Origin of the sequence: Gluconobacter sp. P5B12 (assembly GCF_018812035.1) — a bacterium.
In the GTDB taxonomy this organism is placed as follows: domain Bacteria; phylum Pseudomonadota; class Alphaproteobacteria; order Acetobacterales; family Acetobacteraceae; genus Gluconobacter.
Genome location: NZ_JACRVV010000002.1, coordinates 438,183 through 452,981 on the forward strand (window position 1 = coordinate 438,183; position 14,799 = coordinate 452,981).

At 54.5% G+C, this 14,799-nt stretch carries 10 protein-coding genes; 8 read left to right on the forward strand and 2 right to left on the reverse strand.

The genetic code is table 11. The features are described 5' to 3' along the window. Positions 1-38: 38 nt before the first annotated feature. Positions 39-242 (forward strand): hypothetical protein, encoded by a 204-nt coding sequence (locus KP702_RS06035; protein WP_046900711.1) that lies wholly within the window; start codon positions 39-41, stop codon positions 240-242. Positions 243-248: 6 nt separating this feature from the next. Here KP702_RS06035 and KP702_RS06040 read toward each other — a convergent pair whose 3' ends face one another. Further along, entirely contained in the window at positions 249-1,703 is a 1,455-nt protein-coding gene (locus KP702_RS06040; RefSeq protein ID WP_202207129.1) for a YdiU family protein, read from the reverse strand. A gap of 343 nt (positions 1,704-2,046) precedes the next feature. Here KP702_RS06040 and KP702_RS06045 point away from each other — a divergent pair, with 343 nt between their 5' ends. The 6 genes from KP702_RS06045 (at position 2,047) to KP702_RS06070 (ending at position 13,007) form a co-directional block, all read left to right on the forward strand. After that, positions 2,047-4,269, forward strand: a complete 2,223-nt coding sequence (locus tag KP702_RS06045) for a peptidase domain-containing ABC transporter (RefSeq protein WP_371822700.1) — start codon at positions 2,047-2,049, stop codon at positions 4,267-4,269. A 3-nt stretch (positions 4,270-4,272) separates the two neighbouring features. Then, positions 4,273-5,739 (forward strand): HlyD family type I secretion periplasmic adaptor subunit, encoded by a 1,467-nt coding sequence (locus KP702_RS06050; protein ID WP_202207130.1) that lies wholly within the window; start codon positions 4,273-4,275, stop codon positions 5,737-5,739. Positions 5,740-5,802: 63 nt separating this feature from the next. Then, entirely contained in the window at positions 5,803-7,575 is a 1,773-nt protein-coding gene (locus tag KP702_RS06055; RefSeq protein ID WP_202207131.1) for a tetratricopeptide repeat protein, read from the forward strand. Between the two features lie 6 nt (positions 7,576-7,581). After that, on the forward strand, positions 7,582-10,536 hold the full coding sequence (locus KP702_RS06060; protein ID WP_202207132.1) for a glycosyltransferase: 2,955 nt from the start codon (positions 7,582-7,584) through the stop codon (positions 10,534-10,536). A gap of 169 nt (positions 10,537-10,705) precedes the next feature. After that, positions 10,706-11,629: a hypothetical protein gene (locus tag KP702_RS06065; protein ID WP_202207133.1), complete on the forward strand. Its 924-nt coding sequence runs from the start codon at positions 10,706-10,708 to the stop codon at positions 11,627-11,629. A gap of 142 nt (positions 11,630-11,771) precedes the next feature. Beyond that, the gene (locus KP702_RS06070) at positions 11,772-13,007 is read left to right on the forward strand and encodes a glycosyltransferase family 4 protein (protein ID WP_202207134.1); all 1,236 of its coding nucleotides are present in this window, start codon (positions 11,772-11,774) and stop codon (positions 13,005-13,007) included. A 16-nt stretch (positions 13,008-13,023) separates the two neighbouring features. Here KP702_RS06070 and KP702_RS06075 read toward each other — a convergent pair whose 3' ends face one another. Continuing rightward, the gene (locus KP702_RS06075; RefSeq protein ID WP_215768645.1) at positions 13,024-14,160 is read right to left on the reverse strand and encodes a hypothetical protein; all 1,137 of its coding nucleotides are present in this window, start codon (positions 14,158-14,160) and stop codon (positions 13,024-13,026) included. Positions 14,161-14,378: 218 nt separating this feature from the next. Here KP702_RS06075 and KP702_RS06080 point away from each other — a divergent pair, with 218 nt between their 5' ends. Further along, complete coding sequence (locus KP702_RS06080; RefSeq protein WP_202207136.1) at positions 14,379-14,789, forward strand: hypothetical protein; 411 nt, start codon at positions 14,379-14,381, stop codon at positions 14,787-14,789. The last annotated feature ends 10 nt before the right edge of the window (positions 14,790-14,799 follow it).

Sequence of the window (14,799 nt, forward strand, 5' to 3'; positions counted from 1 at the left end):
TTCTTCCTGGGGCGGAAGGGCAACTGAGGTCAAGACTGATGCTGAATTCCAAGGTTATTCATGTGAACGGCGTGTTTCTGGGCACGGCCATCATGAATCGTGGGATGGATACTCTCCGGTTCTACGCAACGCATGAAAGTGTACGCGCACTCCACAACACCTGCATGCCGGATCTTCTGGCTCTGTACTGTCAGGTCAGACGCCTGTTCAACAACAGTCGCCTGACATTCCAGCCAGCCTGAAGATTTTCAGGTCCCACAGAACGTATTGCGGACATGCTCGTTCGAAGCTGGTGGCAGATCGAGCCCGTCATTGGCGTCCTCGAACGGGCAAGCGAGGGCTGCGGCGAGCTGGTGGAAGAGGGTATAATCCCCAGTTAGTGCAGCTTTGATGGCTGCTTCAATCCGGTGATTACGGGGAATAATGCGAGGATTGCTCGCCTGCATGAGCGCAAAACGCGCGTCAGCCGTTTGATCTTCCGTATCCAGTCTTTCTTTCCAGCTTTGTAGCCACGAAGTGGCAGCTTCCCTGTCTTTGAACTGAGACAGAAAACCTGTGGCGTCGTCTGTGCGGGCCACGGTATTCAGGTGTCGGAACGTGAGCGTAAAGTCCGCCTCGTCACGATGCATCATGGTTAAAAGACGGGAGATAAGGGTCGTATCCGTCCGACCTTCCGAAAACAGGCCGAGCTTTCGACGCCATCCGGAAAGATAAGTCTCCCCGAAAATGCTATCGAAACGGCTCAGCGTGTCTGTCGCAAGGCTGACTGCGTGATCAGTATCGGCATCAATGCATGGCAAAAGTGCTTCTGCCAGACGACCCAAATTCCAGAGCGCCATATCCGGCTGTTGTCCGTAGGCATACCGGCCATTCTGATCAATGAAGCTGAAGACTTTTCCGGGGTCGTAGCTATCAAGGAAAGCGCAGGGGCCAAAGTCGATCGTTTCTCCCGCAATGGACATGTTGTCGGTGTTCATGACGCCATGAATAAATCCGACCAGCATCCATTGGGCAACCAGCCGAGCCTGGCGGTCAACCACAGCATTTAAAAGCTCCAAGGCCCGGTTGGGGCTGTCTGCTAATTCAGGATAGAGCCGTTCAATGACATGATCTACGAGGAGCGTCAGGCCCTCCCGATCCTGGCGTGCAGCGAAAAACTGGAATGTCCCGACCCTGACGTGCGTAGAGGCGACCCGTGCAATTACGCCCCCCGGCATAAGCGTCTCTCGAACGACACTCTCACCCGTCGTGAGGGCTGCAAGCGCCCGTGTTGTGGGAATGCCGAGTGCGGCCATGGCCTCGCTGACCAGGTACTCCCGTAACACAGGGCCTAGGGCCGCATGACCGTCTCCCCGGCGGGAAAATGGCGTAGGGCCTGATCCCTTGAGGTGCAGATCCCAGACTTTGCCTTGTCTGTCCGTCAGTTCTCCGACCAGCATTGCGCGGCCGTCTCCAAGGGACGGAACGAAATGTCCGAATTGATGCCCGGCATAGGCCATCGCAACGGGTGGCGCTTCATCGGGGCGCTGTCCCTGGCTGAGAAAAGCAAGGCCTTCTTTTTGACGAAGCCAGGGACTGTCCAATCCCAGACGTGCTGCAAGCGGTTCGTTCAGAGCAATCAGTTGTGGATTGCGGAAAGGGCGGGGGGCCAATGCGCTGGAAAAGCGCTCGGGCAGAGAGGCATAGTGCCGGGAGATCTGCATGCAAGGTCCTTGTGTGCCCGTGGGACAGAGCTTTGAGAAATAGGTTCCCCGCCCGAGAAATAAAAGAAATCAAGAAATTTTCTGGACACTTATTTCTTTGCAATATGCGCCCAACGGACGCGGAGAAGTCTGGTTATAACAACTCCACGTCCAGTTATTGGCTTTATCTTTGTGGAAACCCGAGCAGATTCGGTCGTGGGCTGACTGTATTTTGTAAAGATTTTTTCCTCGCGAAGAGAAGGGGGAGGTGACGGAAAAGATAGTATTCTCTATTCATGAAGTATGAACGGGCATTTCTGCCTTTGATGCCGCCTGTGCGGGACCACAGCATAGAGGACGTTTCGTGGATCAAACCCAGCGCGTGTCTGGCCCCGGAAGGGATGTAAGCCCGGCAGTCATCCGACTATATGCCGCTTTGGCTGCAGCCCGGTTTCATGGGCTTGAGCTCGATATCCGAGATTTTGCTGCGGAGCCAGGAGAGGATTCTCCTTCCCCTGCATCTCTTGCGCGCTGGTTGAATGAGCAGGGAGCTGTTGCCAAGGGAATGCGCTTGAAATGGCGCTACCTGGTTCGGCTTCAGAACACTCCTCCTGTGGTTCTGATGTTCAAGGATGGCTCGGCCGGCCTCATGGTCGCGACGAACCCTGAAAAGGGCGTTGTCTGGCTCCGTGATCCGATGGGCGGGGATGGCGACACGCCGATCCCGGTAGATGAACTCCGTCTGTCGCAGGTTTGGACGGGTGACGTGCTTCTTGTGAAGCGTCGTCGTGATGAATCTGAGTCTGATGCGCGGTTTGATCTTCTCTGGTTTGCCAAAATGGCAATGCGCGAGAAGAAGATCCTCCGGGATATCGCTTTTGCCTCCATGGTGCTCAGTATTCTACAGATCTTCCCAGCCCTGATCGTCATGCAGGTTCTGGATCGGGTCGTAAATTATCATTCCATGGCGACGCTGGTATCGTTGTCGTCGTTTGTGCTGATCCTGACTTTCTATGAAGTACTTCTGACATACGCTCGGCGTGAACTGTCACTGGTTCTGTCGTCGAGGCTGGATGCAAGGATTTCGCTGCATGCATTCAATCGGTTGCTTGCTCTCCCGCTGGAATTTTATGAGCGGGAACAGACCGGTGAAATCCTCGGGCGTTTTGTCGCGATTTTCAAAGTCCGTGACTTCCTGACTGGTCAGTTGATGTCCACTATGCTGGACCTCTTCACACTCCTCGTGATCCTGCCAGTTCTCTTTCTGCTCAGTTCTACCCTGGCCTGGATGACGCTGGCTGCTGCCGGATGTATCGGCCTGATTGTGGTTATGTTCCTCCCGGCTGTTACCCGCGTCATGGGACGGCAGATCCGTGCGGAAATGAGCCGCGGATCGACGCTGTATGAAACCATTGCTGGCATCCGGACTGTCAAAACACTGGCTCTTGAGGCAACTCGCCGTGAGGAATGGGACCAGAAAACTGCTGAAGTCGTGCGCTGGAAGCTTGCAGCCGGACGGATGTCAAACTGGCCTCAGACTCTCGTTATGCCGTTTGATGCGTTTATCAACCGTGGCGTGATCCTTGTGGGTGCCTATCTTGTGCTCACCAATGCAAGTCACATGCAGGCCGGTGCTCTGGCCGGCTTCATGATGTTGGGTGGACGTGTCGCGGCTCCACTGGTGGGGCTGGCAAAGTTGATGGAATCCATCAATGAAGTGACCGTGTCTCTCGGGGAAGCTGGTGCAGTTCTGAACCAGCCGACAGAGACCAAAGCCCTGACAACGGGCATGCGGCCTCGCATCAAGGGCGCTCTGTCTTTCATGGGTGTTAATTTTTCCTATCCTGGCTCGACTACCAAAGCCTTGGACGACGTGTCGTTCGAAATTCCTGCGGGAACGATGCTCGGATTGGTCGGACGTTCTGGCTCTGGTAAATCGACAGTTACCCGTCTCTTGCAAGGTGTGAGCCGTAATTACACCGGGTATTTACGCTTGGACGGTGTTGATCTTCGTGAAATCAACCTGACTCATCTGCGTCGTTCTTTCGGTGTGGTTCTACAGGACAATTTCCTCTTCCGCGGAACGATCCGCGAAAATATCACAGCGGGCCGTCCTGGACTGACGATTGATGATGTCGTCCGGGCTGCACGTCTGGCTGGTGCTGAAGAGTTTATCGAAAGAATGCCAGCCGGGTATGATACCTGGATCGAAGAGGGCTCGACCAATATTTCCGGTGGTCAGCGCCAGAGACTAGCAATTGCCCGTGCTGTTATCAGTGATCCGAAACTGATGATTCTGGATGAAGCAACCTCTGCACTTGATCCAGAATCTGAAGCATTGGTGAATGCTAACCTGGAGCGCATTGGTAAAGGCCGGACAATGGTGATCGTCTCTCACCGTCTGTCGTCTCTGGTCAACTGTCATCAGATCGCTGTGATGGACAGGGGCAAGCTGATGGATATTGCACCGCATCATGTTCTTCTGGAACGCTGTGAAATCTATCGCACCCTCTGGATGCAGCAGAATCGTCATATGAATGCGTCTGCCGCTGCCAGTGATGCAGACCAACTGGCCGAAGGAGAATAAGACATGAGCTCCTCCGACATTATTCCGAATAACAACGATCAGTCTCCTGAAGACAATGGAAGTGAGAGCTTCACCAGCCATGTCCCGCGGACAGCGACAGATCCATTCGCTCCGCAAGGCATACCCATTGCGCTGTTGGAGTTTCATTCTCCGACTGCCGGTCTGGTTAATCTGCCGGCAACAGCCTCTGCGCGCTATACGATCTGGTTGATTGGCGGTCTTTTCCTGGCATGTCTGGCAGGAATGGCATTTTTCCCGCTCAATCGGATTGTGAGCACCACCGGTCGGCTGGTCTCTACGGAACCGACAATCGTCGTTCAGCCGCTGGAAACTTCCATCGTTCGGTCTATTGATGTTCAGGTCGGTGATTATGTGAAAAAGGGTCAGGTGCTTGCGCATCTGGATCCGACCATCACGAAAGCCGACATCACCAATATGGCTCTGCAGCGTGATTCCTATCAGGCTGAGCGTGATCGTCTGAAGGCAGAGGCAGATGATCAGGATTATCATCCTGACACATCAAATCCTGCATCGGTTCAGCAGGGGGCAGCTTTCCTGCGTCGTCGTAGCGAATATCGCGCTCGTATTCAGAACTATGATCAGCAGATTGCCGGCTTGCAGAGTGACATGCAGGGGTATCGCGCGAATGCGGCCATGTATGCGAGCAAGATGCGGGTGGCTGATGAAGTCCTGAAGATGCGCCAGCATGAGCAGGCAGATCAGGTTGGATCACGTCTCTCCACGCTGGCCGCACAGAATGACATGATGGAAGCGGAGCGGGCTGAAATCTCTGCACAGCAGAGTGCCAATTCCGCTGAGAACAAGCTTGCCGCCATGAAAGCGGAGCGCGAAAGTTTTATCGAAAACTGGAAAGCGCAGGTCTACACAAACCTGACCGAGACCCAGCATCATCTCGATGAATACAGTAGTTCTTACGAGAAGGCGCGTCTGCGGCAGGATCTGATCTTGCTCAAGGCTCCGGAAGATGGAGTTGTGCTTACGATTGCAAAGGCGTCCGTTGGGTCTGTGCTTCAGTCGGCTAATCAGTTCATGACCCTCGTGCCGACGGGTTATGGGGTCGAAATGGAATCCGTCATGCGGGCTGCTGATGCAGCCTTTGTGAAGGTCGGTGATCATGCCCTCGTAAAGTTCGCAGCATTTCCTTTCACACAGTATGGCGGTGCTGAAGCAACGGTGCGGGTTATCAGTGCAGATTCCTTCGATAAATCTGATGCCGCCGGCGGTGGGGGTGGTGACGCCAGTGGGGCTGCCGGTTCTGCCAGTGAAGGCGTCTTTTATCGCGTCCGTCTTCGGATCGACCGTTACACGTTGCATGGGCAGCCGAGTTTCTTCCATCCAGCACCAGGTGTCCCGACGACAGCGGATATTGACGTCGGAAAACGGACAGTCCTGCAATACTTCTTCAGTCGGATAACGCCGACCCTGACAGAAGGCATGAGAGAGCCGTAAGGCCGAGAAAACGCCCGGCCAGTCCGGGCGTTTTACATTTTTGCCGTACCCGAGTTGAGCAACATGACATTCAAGCGCCGCATTACGTCTCTCCTCTCTTCCAAAGGAAAGCTGGAGCAGGCGATCCATTTGATGGAGACGGGAGAAACCGTTCGTGGTTTCGCTCTATTGAGCCGTATGGCGGCTCAAGGTGATATGGAGGCTTCCTTTCGCGTCGGGCGTGCCTATCTGGACGGAGCTGGCGTTCCACCCAGTCTGGAAGAAGGTGCTCGTTGGATTCTGGGCGCGGCAGAAGCCGGTCATGTCGAAGCGACCTTTGTGCTGGCTACACTTTATACGGTTGGCCTTCCTGAAGGGTTCGAAATCCGGGCACAAAAAGCAGGACTGGATCTTTCTGCCCGTCCCGTCTCTGGAAAAAGGCATCCGGATTTTCATCAGGGCCGTCACTGGGCACAGGTCGCCGCAGATGCGGGTTCGGCAGATGCTCAGGCCCTGTTGGGCTATATTCTAACAAACGGTCCAGAAGACCTACGTGATCTTCCTCGGGCTCGTGCCTTGTATGAACAATCTGCCGCCGCCGGGTGCTCTCAGGGGCATCTGGGTCTGGCATTGGCAATTTTGCATTCAGCAGAGACGGAGGATGCCCGGAAAATTGCTGCATCCCATTTAAAGGAGGCAACCAAGGGTGGCCTCGGGACGGCATTCGATATTCTTGGTCGTATGAGTGAGGCCGGTGCTGGTGTTCCTCATGATATGGGAGCAGCAGCCCGCTATTATCGTCAGGCGGCCGAGCGGAACATCGTCGGAGCGCAAGCACGGTATGGCCTGTTCCTGTTAGAGGGTGTCGGTGTTGAGCAGCATTATGGTCGTGCTGAAACCTGGCTACGGCGTGCAGCCCTGAATGGGGATGCAGAGTCTGCTGCGCTCTTGGGCGATCTATATGCCAAAGGTGGCGAGTTACCGCCGAATCTCATGGAAGCGGCGACCTGGTATCGGTTGGCCGCCGAGCAGAAACATGGCGGCGCCGCACGTGCGCTTGGATTGCTCTACCTAACCGGAAACGGCGTTCACCGGGACCCGGATGTGGCGACGTACTGGTTTCGCGTGGCTTCGGAATCCGGTGACCATCATGCCGATGCTGATTTCGGCAATCTGATTCTGACAGGCGCTGCCGCGACGGATGACCAGAAGCAGGCTCTGAAAGAGCGTTTTGAGCGCGCTGCGGAGAAAGGCGACTTGGTTGGCGCTTTCAATCTGGGTGTCTGCTTTGCTGAAGGTGTTGGCGATACGCAGGACGCTGCAGAAGCTGCCCGTTGGATGCAGAAAGCCACCGATGGAGTCGTCAATGCGCAGTTCTGGTACGGCCGGATGCTGTTGGAAGGGCGCGGCGTTCAACCTGACCCGACCCAAGCGATGCACTGGATGGAAAAAGCCGCCGACGCGGGCATGGCTGAAGCTCAGGTGGCGGTTGCGCAGCTTCTGGTGACGGGGCAGATCAACGGTCGGCGCGATCACGTACGGGCTCTGAACCTCTATGAGGCAGCGGCAGACAGCGGAAATACGGACGCGATGTTCTCACTGGCCGCGATGTATGGCGGTGGGCATGATGTTGAAGAAAATCGGGCAGATGCACAGAAATGGTTTCGGAAGGCTGCTCAGCGGGGTAACGGCCTGGCTCAGCTCATGCTGGGCCGATATCTTGTGCGTGGGCTTGCTGGCGTAACAGATCTGGTTGAGGGGCGAAGCTGGCTGGAACGTGCCAAAGCCCAGGGCATTCAGGATGCCGAAGCCGAACTCATCAATCTTGATGATGCCCGCGCTGATGAGGACGACTGATTTCACGTGTCTTCTGACAAAGAGCGCCCAGACCTGACCGGTACGACCTCCCGTGCGGCATTCGGGGGGTATGGTCACGAGGTTACGGACGAAGAACGGGCCGAATGGCGGGAAGTCATGAATGCCCGGGCGCAGAATGCCTTCCGGCGTGGTCAGGAAGCGATGCAAACTGGTCGTTTGCAGGACGGTCTTTTCTGGCTGGAGCGGGCCGAGCGTATGGCGCGCCAGAGCCCGAACGTGACATGGGCTGTGGCGCTCGCTTACCTGAAGGTTGGCCGAATTGCCGAATGTCTGGTCCGTATGGAGCAGCTTTATAATGTGTTCAGGCTACGAGAGGCTGCTTTTCTATCTGTTGTCTGTTTGGCCGGGCAAAATCGGACAGAAGAAGCTGCCGCTCGTTTGGGAAAGACCCTCTCGTGCTTTCATATCCTGCCTGAGCTTCAGGAACTCGCGACAAATCTTGCAAAGCAGACGGGATTGGCAGGCTGGTGTACGGCTTCCAATGGCGGGTGGGTGGATGTTCAGACGTCCGGCATTTTTCGTATTCTGCTAGACGGGATGGAGATTGGGCGGGGCGTCAGTGGGCGTTACTTCCTGCCCGTTGGGTGGCCAAAAGCTTGTCGTCTGGAGGTGCGGTCCGGGCGGAAACATGTTCTTGGCAGCCCGATCAACATTCAGACTTTGACGCGTTGTGAATCGCTTGTGCAGGCAACGGCGAATGGGCTTGAAGGGTGGCTCTGGTATCCTGCGGAGCCAGATCATGTGCCGTCAATCAGGCTTGGAGATGGAGACGTCCTTCAGGTTCCGGCCTTGGCAACGAACGTGGATAGTGACGTTCCCCTTTCAAGGCCTCGCGTCTTTGCCATCCCGAAAAATGAGCTACCAACCGAGGGGAACGGTCTTCTGATGGTCACAGATGACCATGGGAGGCCTTTGTCTGGGGCGCCGGTTGATCCGCTGATCGGGAAACTACTGGCAGGCGATGGCACTCTTCCGTCTCGTTTGCGCCCCGTTCCAGTTATGCCGTGGAAACACCGTCCTGCCGATGATCGTGTGAGTCCCGGATGTGCGATTGTTATTCCAGTTTATCGCGATAAATCTGGGACGCTGGCCTGTCTGCAGAGCGTATTGAAAACCGTACCTGCAGATGTCGCTGTCATTGTAGTGGATGACGCTACACCTGAGCCGGCCTTGGCTGCAGCGTTGGATAACCTTGCAGCAAAAGGTCAGATAACGCTTTTCCGTCACGAACGTAATCTTGGATTTCCTACGTCCGCGAATGACGGAATGCGGCAGGCGGGTGGTCGGGATGTCATCCTTCTGAACAGCGACACTCTTGTATTCCCGGAGTGGGTTGAGCGCTTGCGTGCTCGTATGAATACAACGGATGTTGGGACACTGACGCCATTTTCAAACGACGCCAGTATTCTGTCCTATCCGGCGGTGGATCAGGTTAACGACGTACCCAGCCGGGCTGAAGCCAGAGAGTTGGATCGTCTGTGTCTGCGTCAGTTTTCAGGGATGGCTGCAAAGAGTGATCTCCCGACGGGGAATGGCTTTTGCATGGCCATCACGGCGCACTGTCTGGCTGAGACAGGCTTTTTTCGGGAAGACCTGTTTGGGCAGGGCTATGGAGAAGAAAATGATTTCTGCCTACGGGCTTCTGCTCTAGGCTTTCGGCATTTTCCTGCACCCGATGTCTATGTTGCCCATGTAGGGTCCGTGTCGTTCGGAAGCAGCCGGAAGGCGCTGATGGCGCGGAACCTGGATATCCTGAACGCTCTGCATCCAGGATACGATGTTGCAGTTGCTGCTTTTTTGAAATCCGACCCACTTTTAGAACTCAGGCGGGCGCTTGATGTGGATCGTCTGCAACGCCAACGCGGCAGTAGGCCCTCGATTTTGCTTGTCCAACATGATGCTGGCGGCGGTGTAGGACGTGCCGTTCATCACAGAGCTGCCGAATTTGAGCGGCAGGGCCTGTTACCCCTCGGGTTACGCCCGACGGCTCAAGGATGCTTGTTGGAGTACCTGCCGGGTGGAAAGACGCTCTTTCCCAATCTCACGTTCAAGCTTCCGGAAGAGTTACCATTCCTTGTGGATGTCTTGTCTCAGCTTAGTGTGCAGAAAGTGGAGTGGCACCACCTTGTGGGGCATGCGCCCTGCATTCGGACGCTGCATCACATGCTCAACGTCCCATATGACATCTTCATTCATGATCATATCTGGTTTTGTCCCCGTATTTCGCTTCTGAATGGGGATGGCCGATATTGTGGGGAGCCTGAGGTTGCCGGATGTGAGGCTTGTATTGACCGTTGGGGGGGATATCTGGGGGAAAGCATTACAGTTCCCGAACTGATCGAGCGCTCTGAGCAGGAATTTCGTGAGGCGGAGCAGTTGCTGGTCCCGTCACGGGATACCGCGCAGCGCATGTCACGCCATTTTCCTGATATGTTTTTTTGCGTTACGCCTCTGGAAGACGATGCTCACCTGCTGACCAACCTGCCTGACAAAACAATGATTGTGCCGGGACGGCCATTGCGAATCTGTATTGTCGGTGGGCTGAGCCAATGGAAAGGCTATGACGTTCTGCTGGCAATGGCTCATCATGTTTCAACCATGCCGGTTCAGATTGAGCTTATACTTGTCGGGCACACGCCAGATGATGATGCTTTGATTGCTGCCGGCGTTAAAGTTACAGGAGAATATCGGGAAGATGAGGCTGTGGGCCTCGTTCGGGAACAATATGCCGACATAGGGTTTATTCCTTCCGTAGCGCCTGAAACCTGGTGTTATGCGCTGGGGCTATTATGGAAAAGCGGCTTGCCCGTTGTGTGTTTCGATATCGGTGCCCAGTCGGAGCGTGTGCGACGGAGTAGACGGGGAGGTGTCGTACCTCTCGGTATGCCCGTTGGATTAATCTTGGCTTTTATTTTGCGTTGCTGGCGTGAGGGAAGTTGAGATGAACGGGTTTACGCTTCGACTGGAAAGAGTAAAATATAGAGCAGGAAAAAAGCAGAGCATTCTTTCTGCAGACAGTTCATAGACTGGGCTCCAGTCACGGAGTGTCTGGTGTAGCGCGAACCTGAAGATTTTTTCTCCCGGCAGACGGGAACAAGTGGAGTAGGGAATGTCAAAGACGGCTGAAGCACCAACGCAAAATCGGGTCATTGACCTCAAGGCTGGTGCTCACATGATGGTGCTGGATGCAGGTATTTTCTGTATCTTTCATGCCGCCGGGCAACCTGCACCAGGTCCCGCTGGTTTGCCAGGCGTCCGTATTTCCCGCGCGCCTGGAACGCCGCCGGGCATCGTGACAGTCAGCACCTTTGAGGAAGATGGCTGGATCGGCGCATCCAGCGGTGCCGCTCTGGTCCGGGTGACGCGCGGCCCAGCAGCTGTTCTGGTCACGACATATCAGGAACCGAACAGCCAGGCTGAAGCTCCAAAAATTCAGGTGGCGCAACTTGCTGGTCCGACGTCAGCAGTTCCTGCTGCTGTTGCCCCCGCGCAGTCTGCCGCTCCTGCACCCGAGGCCACTGGTGGGGTAGCCGAGATTTCGGCTCATGTTCAGCGCCGTGGTGATGTTGCCGCTCCGATCGGAGAATGGATGGGCACGCCGGGAAGTCAGGCGTGGATCGAAGGTTTTGCCATCGCTCCGAAAAACAGCATCCCGACTTCGGATATCGAATATCAGGCCGTGCTCGGAAAGGGCTGGCTCTCCCCTTGGTCTGAAGGTGGCCAGTATTGCGGCTCCCGTGGCATGGCTCTGCCTATTCTTGGGCTTCGGGTGCGTCTGAAGGGTGAATCCGCGCAGACACATCACGTGCGTCTCTCTTCCACTTTTACAGATGGAACACGTTTGGGGCCGGTAGATGGCACGGATGCGCTTGAAGCAGACAGTCTCGCGCCGCTCGAGGCATTTCTGCTTGAAATCATTCCCAATGATGCCGCGGAGGTCGCTCCGACAAAGGCGCGTACCAAGGCCGCTCCGAGCAAGGCTGCTAAAACAACAAAAACGCCTGCGAAGCGTAAGGCGAGCTCTGCAGTTTGAATTTCATGAGGGCGGACTACTCTTCGATGTAGGCCGCCTTTAGTGATCCTTGGAAATGACAAGGGTCGATTAATTAAGATGCCTGAGATCTTGCGTATCTGGATTTTCGGGCTCAGAGACTCTTCAACAGCCAGGACTTGGTGTGCGCTACCTTTTTGTTCATCAGAACTTTCCTGGCCAGTTTCTGCATTTCGTCCGTCATCTGCATGAGCAGGGAGGGAATGAGATTGTTTTCATTTCCGAGGCCAATGCAGGTGAGGTTCCTGGGGTAAGGCGTGTCATTTATCGGGTGCCTCGCCTGCCATCCTCGTCTACTCATCCCCATCTCCGAGAGTTCGAATACGGAATTCTGCGCGCAGAAGCTGTCGCCACAGCCGCTAGGACTCTCAAGCAGCTAGGATATGAGCCTGACATCATTATCGGGCATCATGGCTGGGGCGAACTGCTCAATCTTGGGGATGTCTTTCCGAAATGTCCGGTGCTGGGATATTTCGAATTTTTCTATCATACAGATCGTAATGATGTCGGGTTCGACCCCGAATTTCCATCCAGTTCGGACCTCGCCGCTGCGGTTCGGATCAAGAATGCGATCAATCTGCAGGCTCTTTCCCTGACGAATGGCTATGGTCAGACGCCTACGGAATTCCAGAGATCAACTTATCCCGTCTGGGCTCAGGAAAAAATTTCGCTTCTTCGTGAAGGTGTAAATCTCGATCTTTGCAAGCCGGAGCCGCAGGCTCGCAAGCGCAATCTTCTCATTAATGGCGTCAAGATCAGCCCGAAGGACGCTCTTATTACGTATGTTGCGCGTAATCTGGAACCGTATCGTGGCTTTCATTCCGCAATGCGTGCCCTCCCACGCATTCTTGCGGAACGAAAGGACGCCCATATCATCATGGTGGGCGGAGATCAGGTCAGCTACGGCGCCCCTCCACCAGGGCGGGGTAGCTGGCGTGATATTATGCTCAAGGAGCTTGAAGGCCAGCTTGACCTAAGCCGCGTCCATTTTGTGGGTAAGGTTGCGTATGATGACTTCCGTGCGTTGCTGAAGCGTTCAGATGCTCATCTCTATCTGACGTATCCTTTTGTTGCCTCGTGGTCCCTGCGAGAAGCCATGGCAACGGGATGCCCTATTATTGGCAGTGATACGGCACCTGTAAGTGAATTCATTACAGATGGCCTGACCGGTCGGCTGGTGCCGTTTCTTGAGCCCGATCGTATTGCGGATGTTGTTCTGGAATTGTTGGAAGACCGCAAACAGGCGCGACGTCTGGGCCAGGATGCCCGTCGCTATGCTGAAGCTGAGTTGTGTCTACAGGGTTATCTGAAGCGCTATGACGCTCTGGTGCAGGAGATCGTCAGCGGGCATCACCGCTGACGATAAAGCCAGTTTCTTACTGACTGTGCCAGGATGCGTTACCCTTGTAATGCACTTCATACTCTTCAACGAAGTCATTGAAACGAGCTTGGTCATCTATCCGAAGCACGGGAAGCTGTGCCTTGAGTTCCAGGCTCTGGAAGAGCGCCCGGCTCACGGCACGGTTCAGAACGCCTGGGCCGGTCTTGAAGGCAATGTAGAGGCCGGGATGACGAAACATGTTGGCCCAAGCCGTCATCAGGGCATTGGCAATGACTGGATGCGAGGCAGTCGCTCCAAAAAAATCATTGTGAAGGACGTAGTTGTCAGTGGTGAATAGCTGGCAGGTCGTTGGAATGGTGGCGAGGGCATTCCATTCTTCATCAGACTTGATGCGCAGGTCGGCATCAATCCACCAGCCGCCTTTTGCCAAAATGACGTGCAAGCGCAAAAGATCAGCGCCTTCTGCCGGATGACGGACCTGCTGGAAAAGGTCGGATGCTTCTTTTCCATAGTGGTCGTACAACCACTTGGTCGCTGTTTCCCGTGTGAAGATCGTAAAGCGATCTCCCAGCATGTTCTGATGGTATTCAATATTCTCGCTGATCTCTACGGGCGGGTTCGCGTCCCAGTACATGTAGAGGTGGTGGGGTATTTCAGGCTGCGATTTTGGAAAGCCATCTTCACCGAAAGAGCGGATCCAGCGGAGAGCGATTTCAAGATAGAGTCGGTCAATCTCTTCGCCTGAGTGAAACTCCTCAAAGCAGTTTCCAATCAGTTTCAGGCTCTCATCGAAATTACTTTCACGCCATGCAGCCCGAATTCCGCGGATATAGTTTGCTTGCGGAAACGAATATTTCTCTAATTCAAGTATTTCTTCTTCTGGTAGCGACTCACTAGCCTTGAGGAGGCATAGAAGACGAACTTGTAATAGTGATTGTGGTAAGGGATATTCTGTTTGGCTCTTGCCATGCAAATCCAAGGCACGTCTATAGAAAAATGAGGCTTCTTTAACGTTGCTATGGATATGGAGAATATTTGCGATGGCAAATGAATGCTCTACCGTATCAGCGCCATGTTTCTCGAAATATGCGAGAGCTTGTCCGTCACCTGCGAGGGTCGCCGCTGTGATGGACGGAGCATTGTCGGATTCATGGTCAATATTCTCAGTCATCAATACCACTTGCGCAAATGTGTGAGCTAATCCGTAGCTTTGTCTCTTTGCAGATAGGACTACTCTGAAGCCAGGTGCAATAGGATCTTCAAGCTGATTATCTCTAAGAGGTGCAACTCACATTTCCTGTGATCTTCAGGCATGCTATTTTCCAAACCCAATAAAATGGCGGCAATCCTCCGAAATGATAGATTCGGAGGCAGCAGGGAGAAAATTTTATGTCTGGCGAAATGCTTCCTGGCCTTGCGGTCTTGGTTGAGGGCTGGGTCATCAAGAAAGATGCAACGCTGGCTCCTCAGCGCATGACCAGCGACGATATTCAAGATCTGGCCAAGGCGACCGTCGAAACCTTGAAAGAGCGCGCTCTGGGCGATGTGGAAAATGGCTGGGGCAGCTTGCAGGCATTAACGAGCGGCTGGGTTGTGCAGCGCGAGCGAGGCAAAGTACCAACCCCGCTGGGAAAAGAAGATTTTCGGAAATTTGTGATGCTGGCGCTTGAAGGAATGGCTCAGCAGTCTTCAGGCTCGTCTGTTTTGGGCGATGATGTCGATGAAGTGTCTATTGAAGATGAAGCACCATCTCTGGACACTTTTCGTTTTGCCAGAGAGCATCTCCAGCGCTGCCTGTGAAGGAAACCTG

Excerpts from the sequence above, each read along its gene's own strand:
- KP702_RS06035 (WP_046900711.1), top strand. The coding sequence starts at position 39 with ATGCTGAATTCCAAGGTTATTCATGTGAACGGCGTGTTTCTGGGCACG.
- KP702_RS06040 (WP_202207129.1), bottom strand. The coding sequence starts at position 1,703 with ATGCAGATCTCCCGGCACTATGCCTCTCTGCCCGAGCGCTTTTCCAGC.
- KP702_RS06050 (WP_202207130.1), top strand. The coding sequence starts at position 4,273 with ATGAGCTCCTCCGACATTATTCCGAATAACAACGATCAGTCTCCTGAA.
- KP702_RS06055 (WP_202207131.1), top strand. The coding sequence starts at position 5,803 with ATGACATTCAAGCGCCGCATTACGTCTCTCCTCTCTTCCAAAGGAAAG.
- KP702_RS06065 (WP_202207133.1), top strand. The coding sequence starts at position 10,706 with ATGTCAAAGACGGCTGAAGCACCAACGCAAAATCGGGTCATTGACCTC.
- KP702_RS06075 (WP_215768645.1), bottom strand. The coding sequence starts at position 14,160 with ATGACTGAGAATATTGACCATGAATCCGACAATGCTCCGTCCATCACA.
- KP702_RS06080 (WP_202207136.1), top strand. The coding sequence starts at position 14,379 with ATGTCTGGCGAAATGCTTCCTGGCCTTGCGGTCTTGGTTGAGGGCTGG.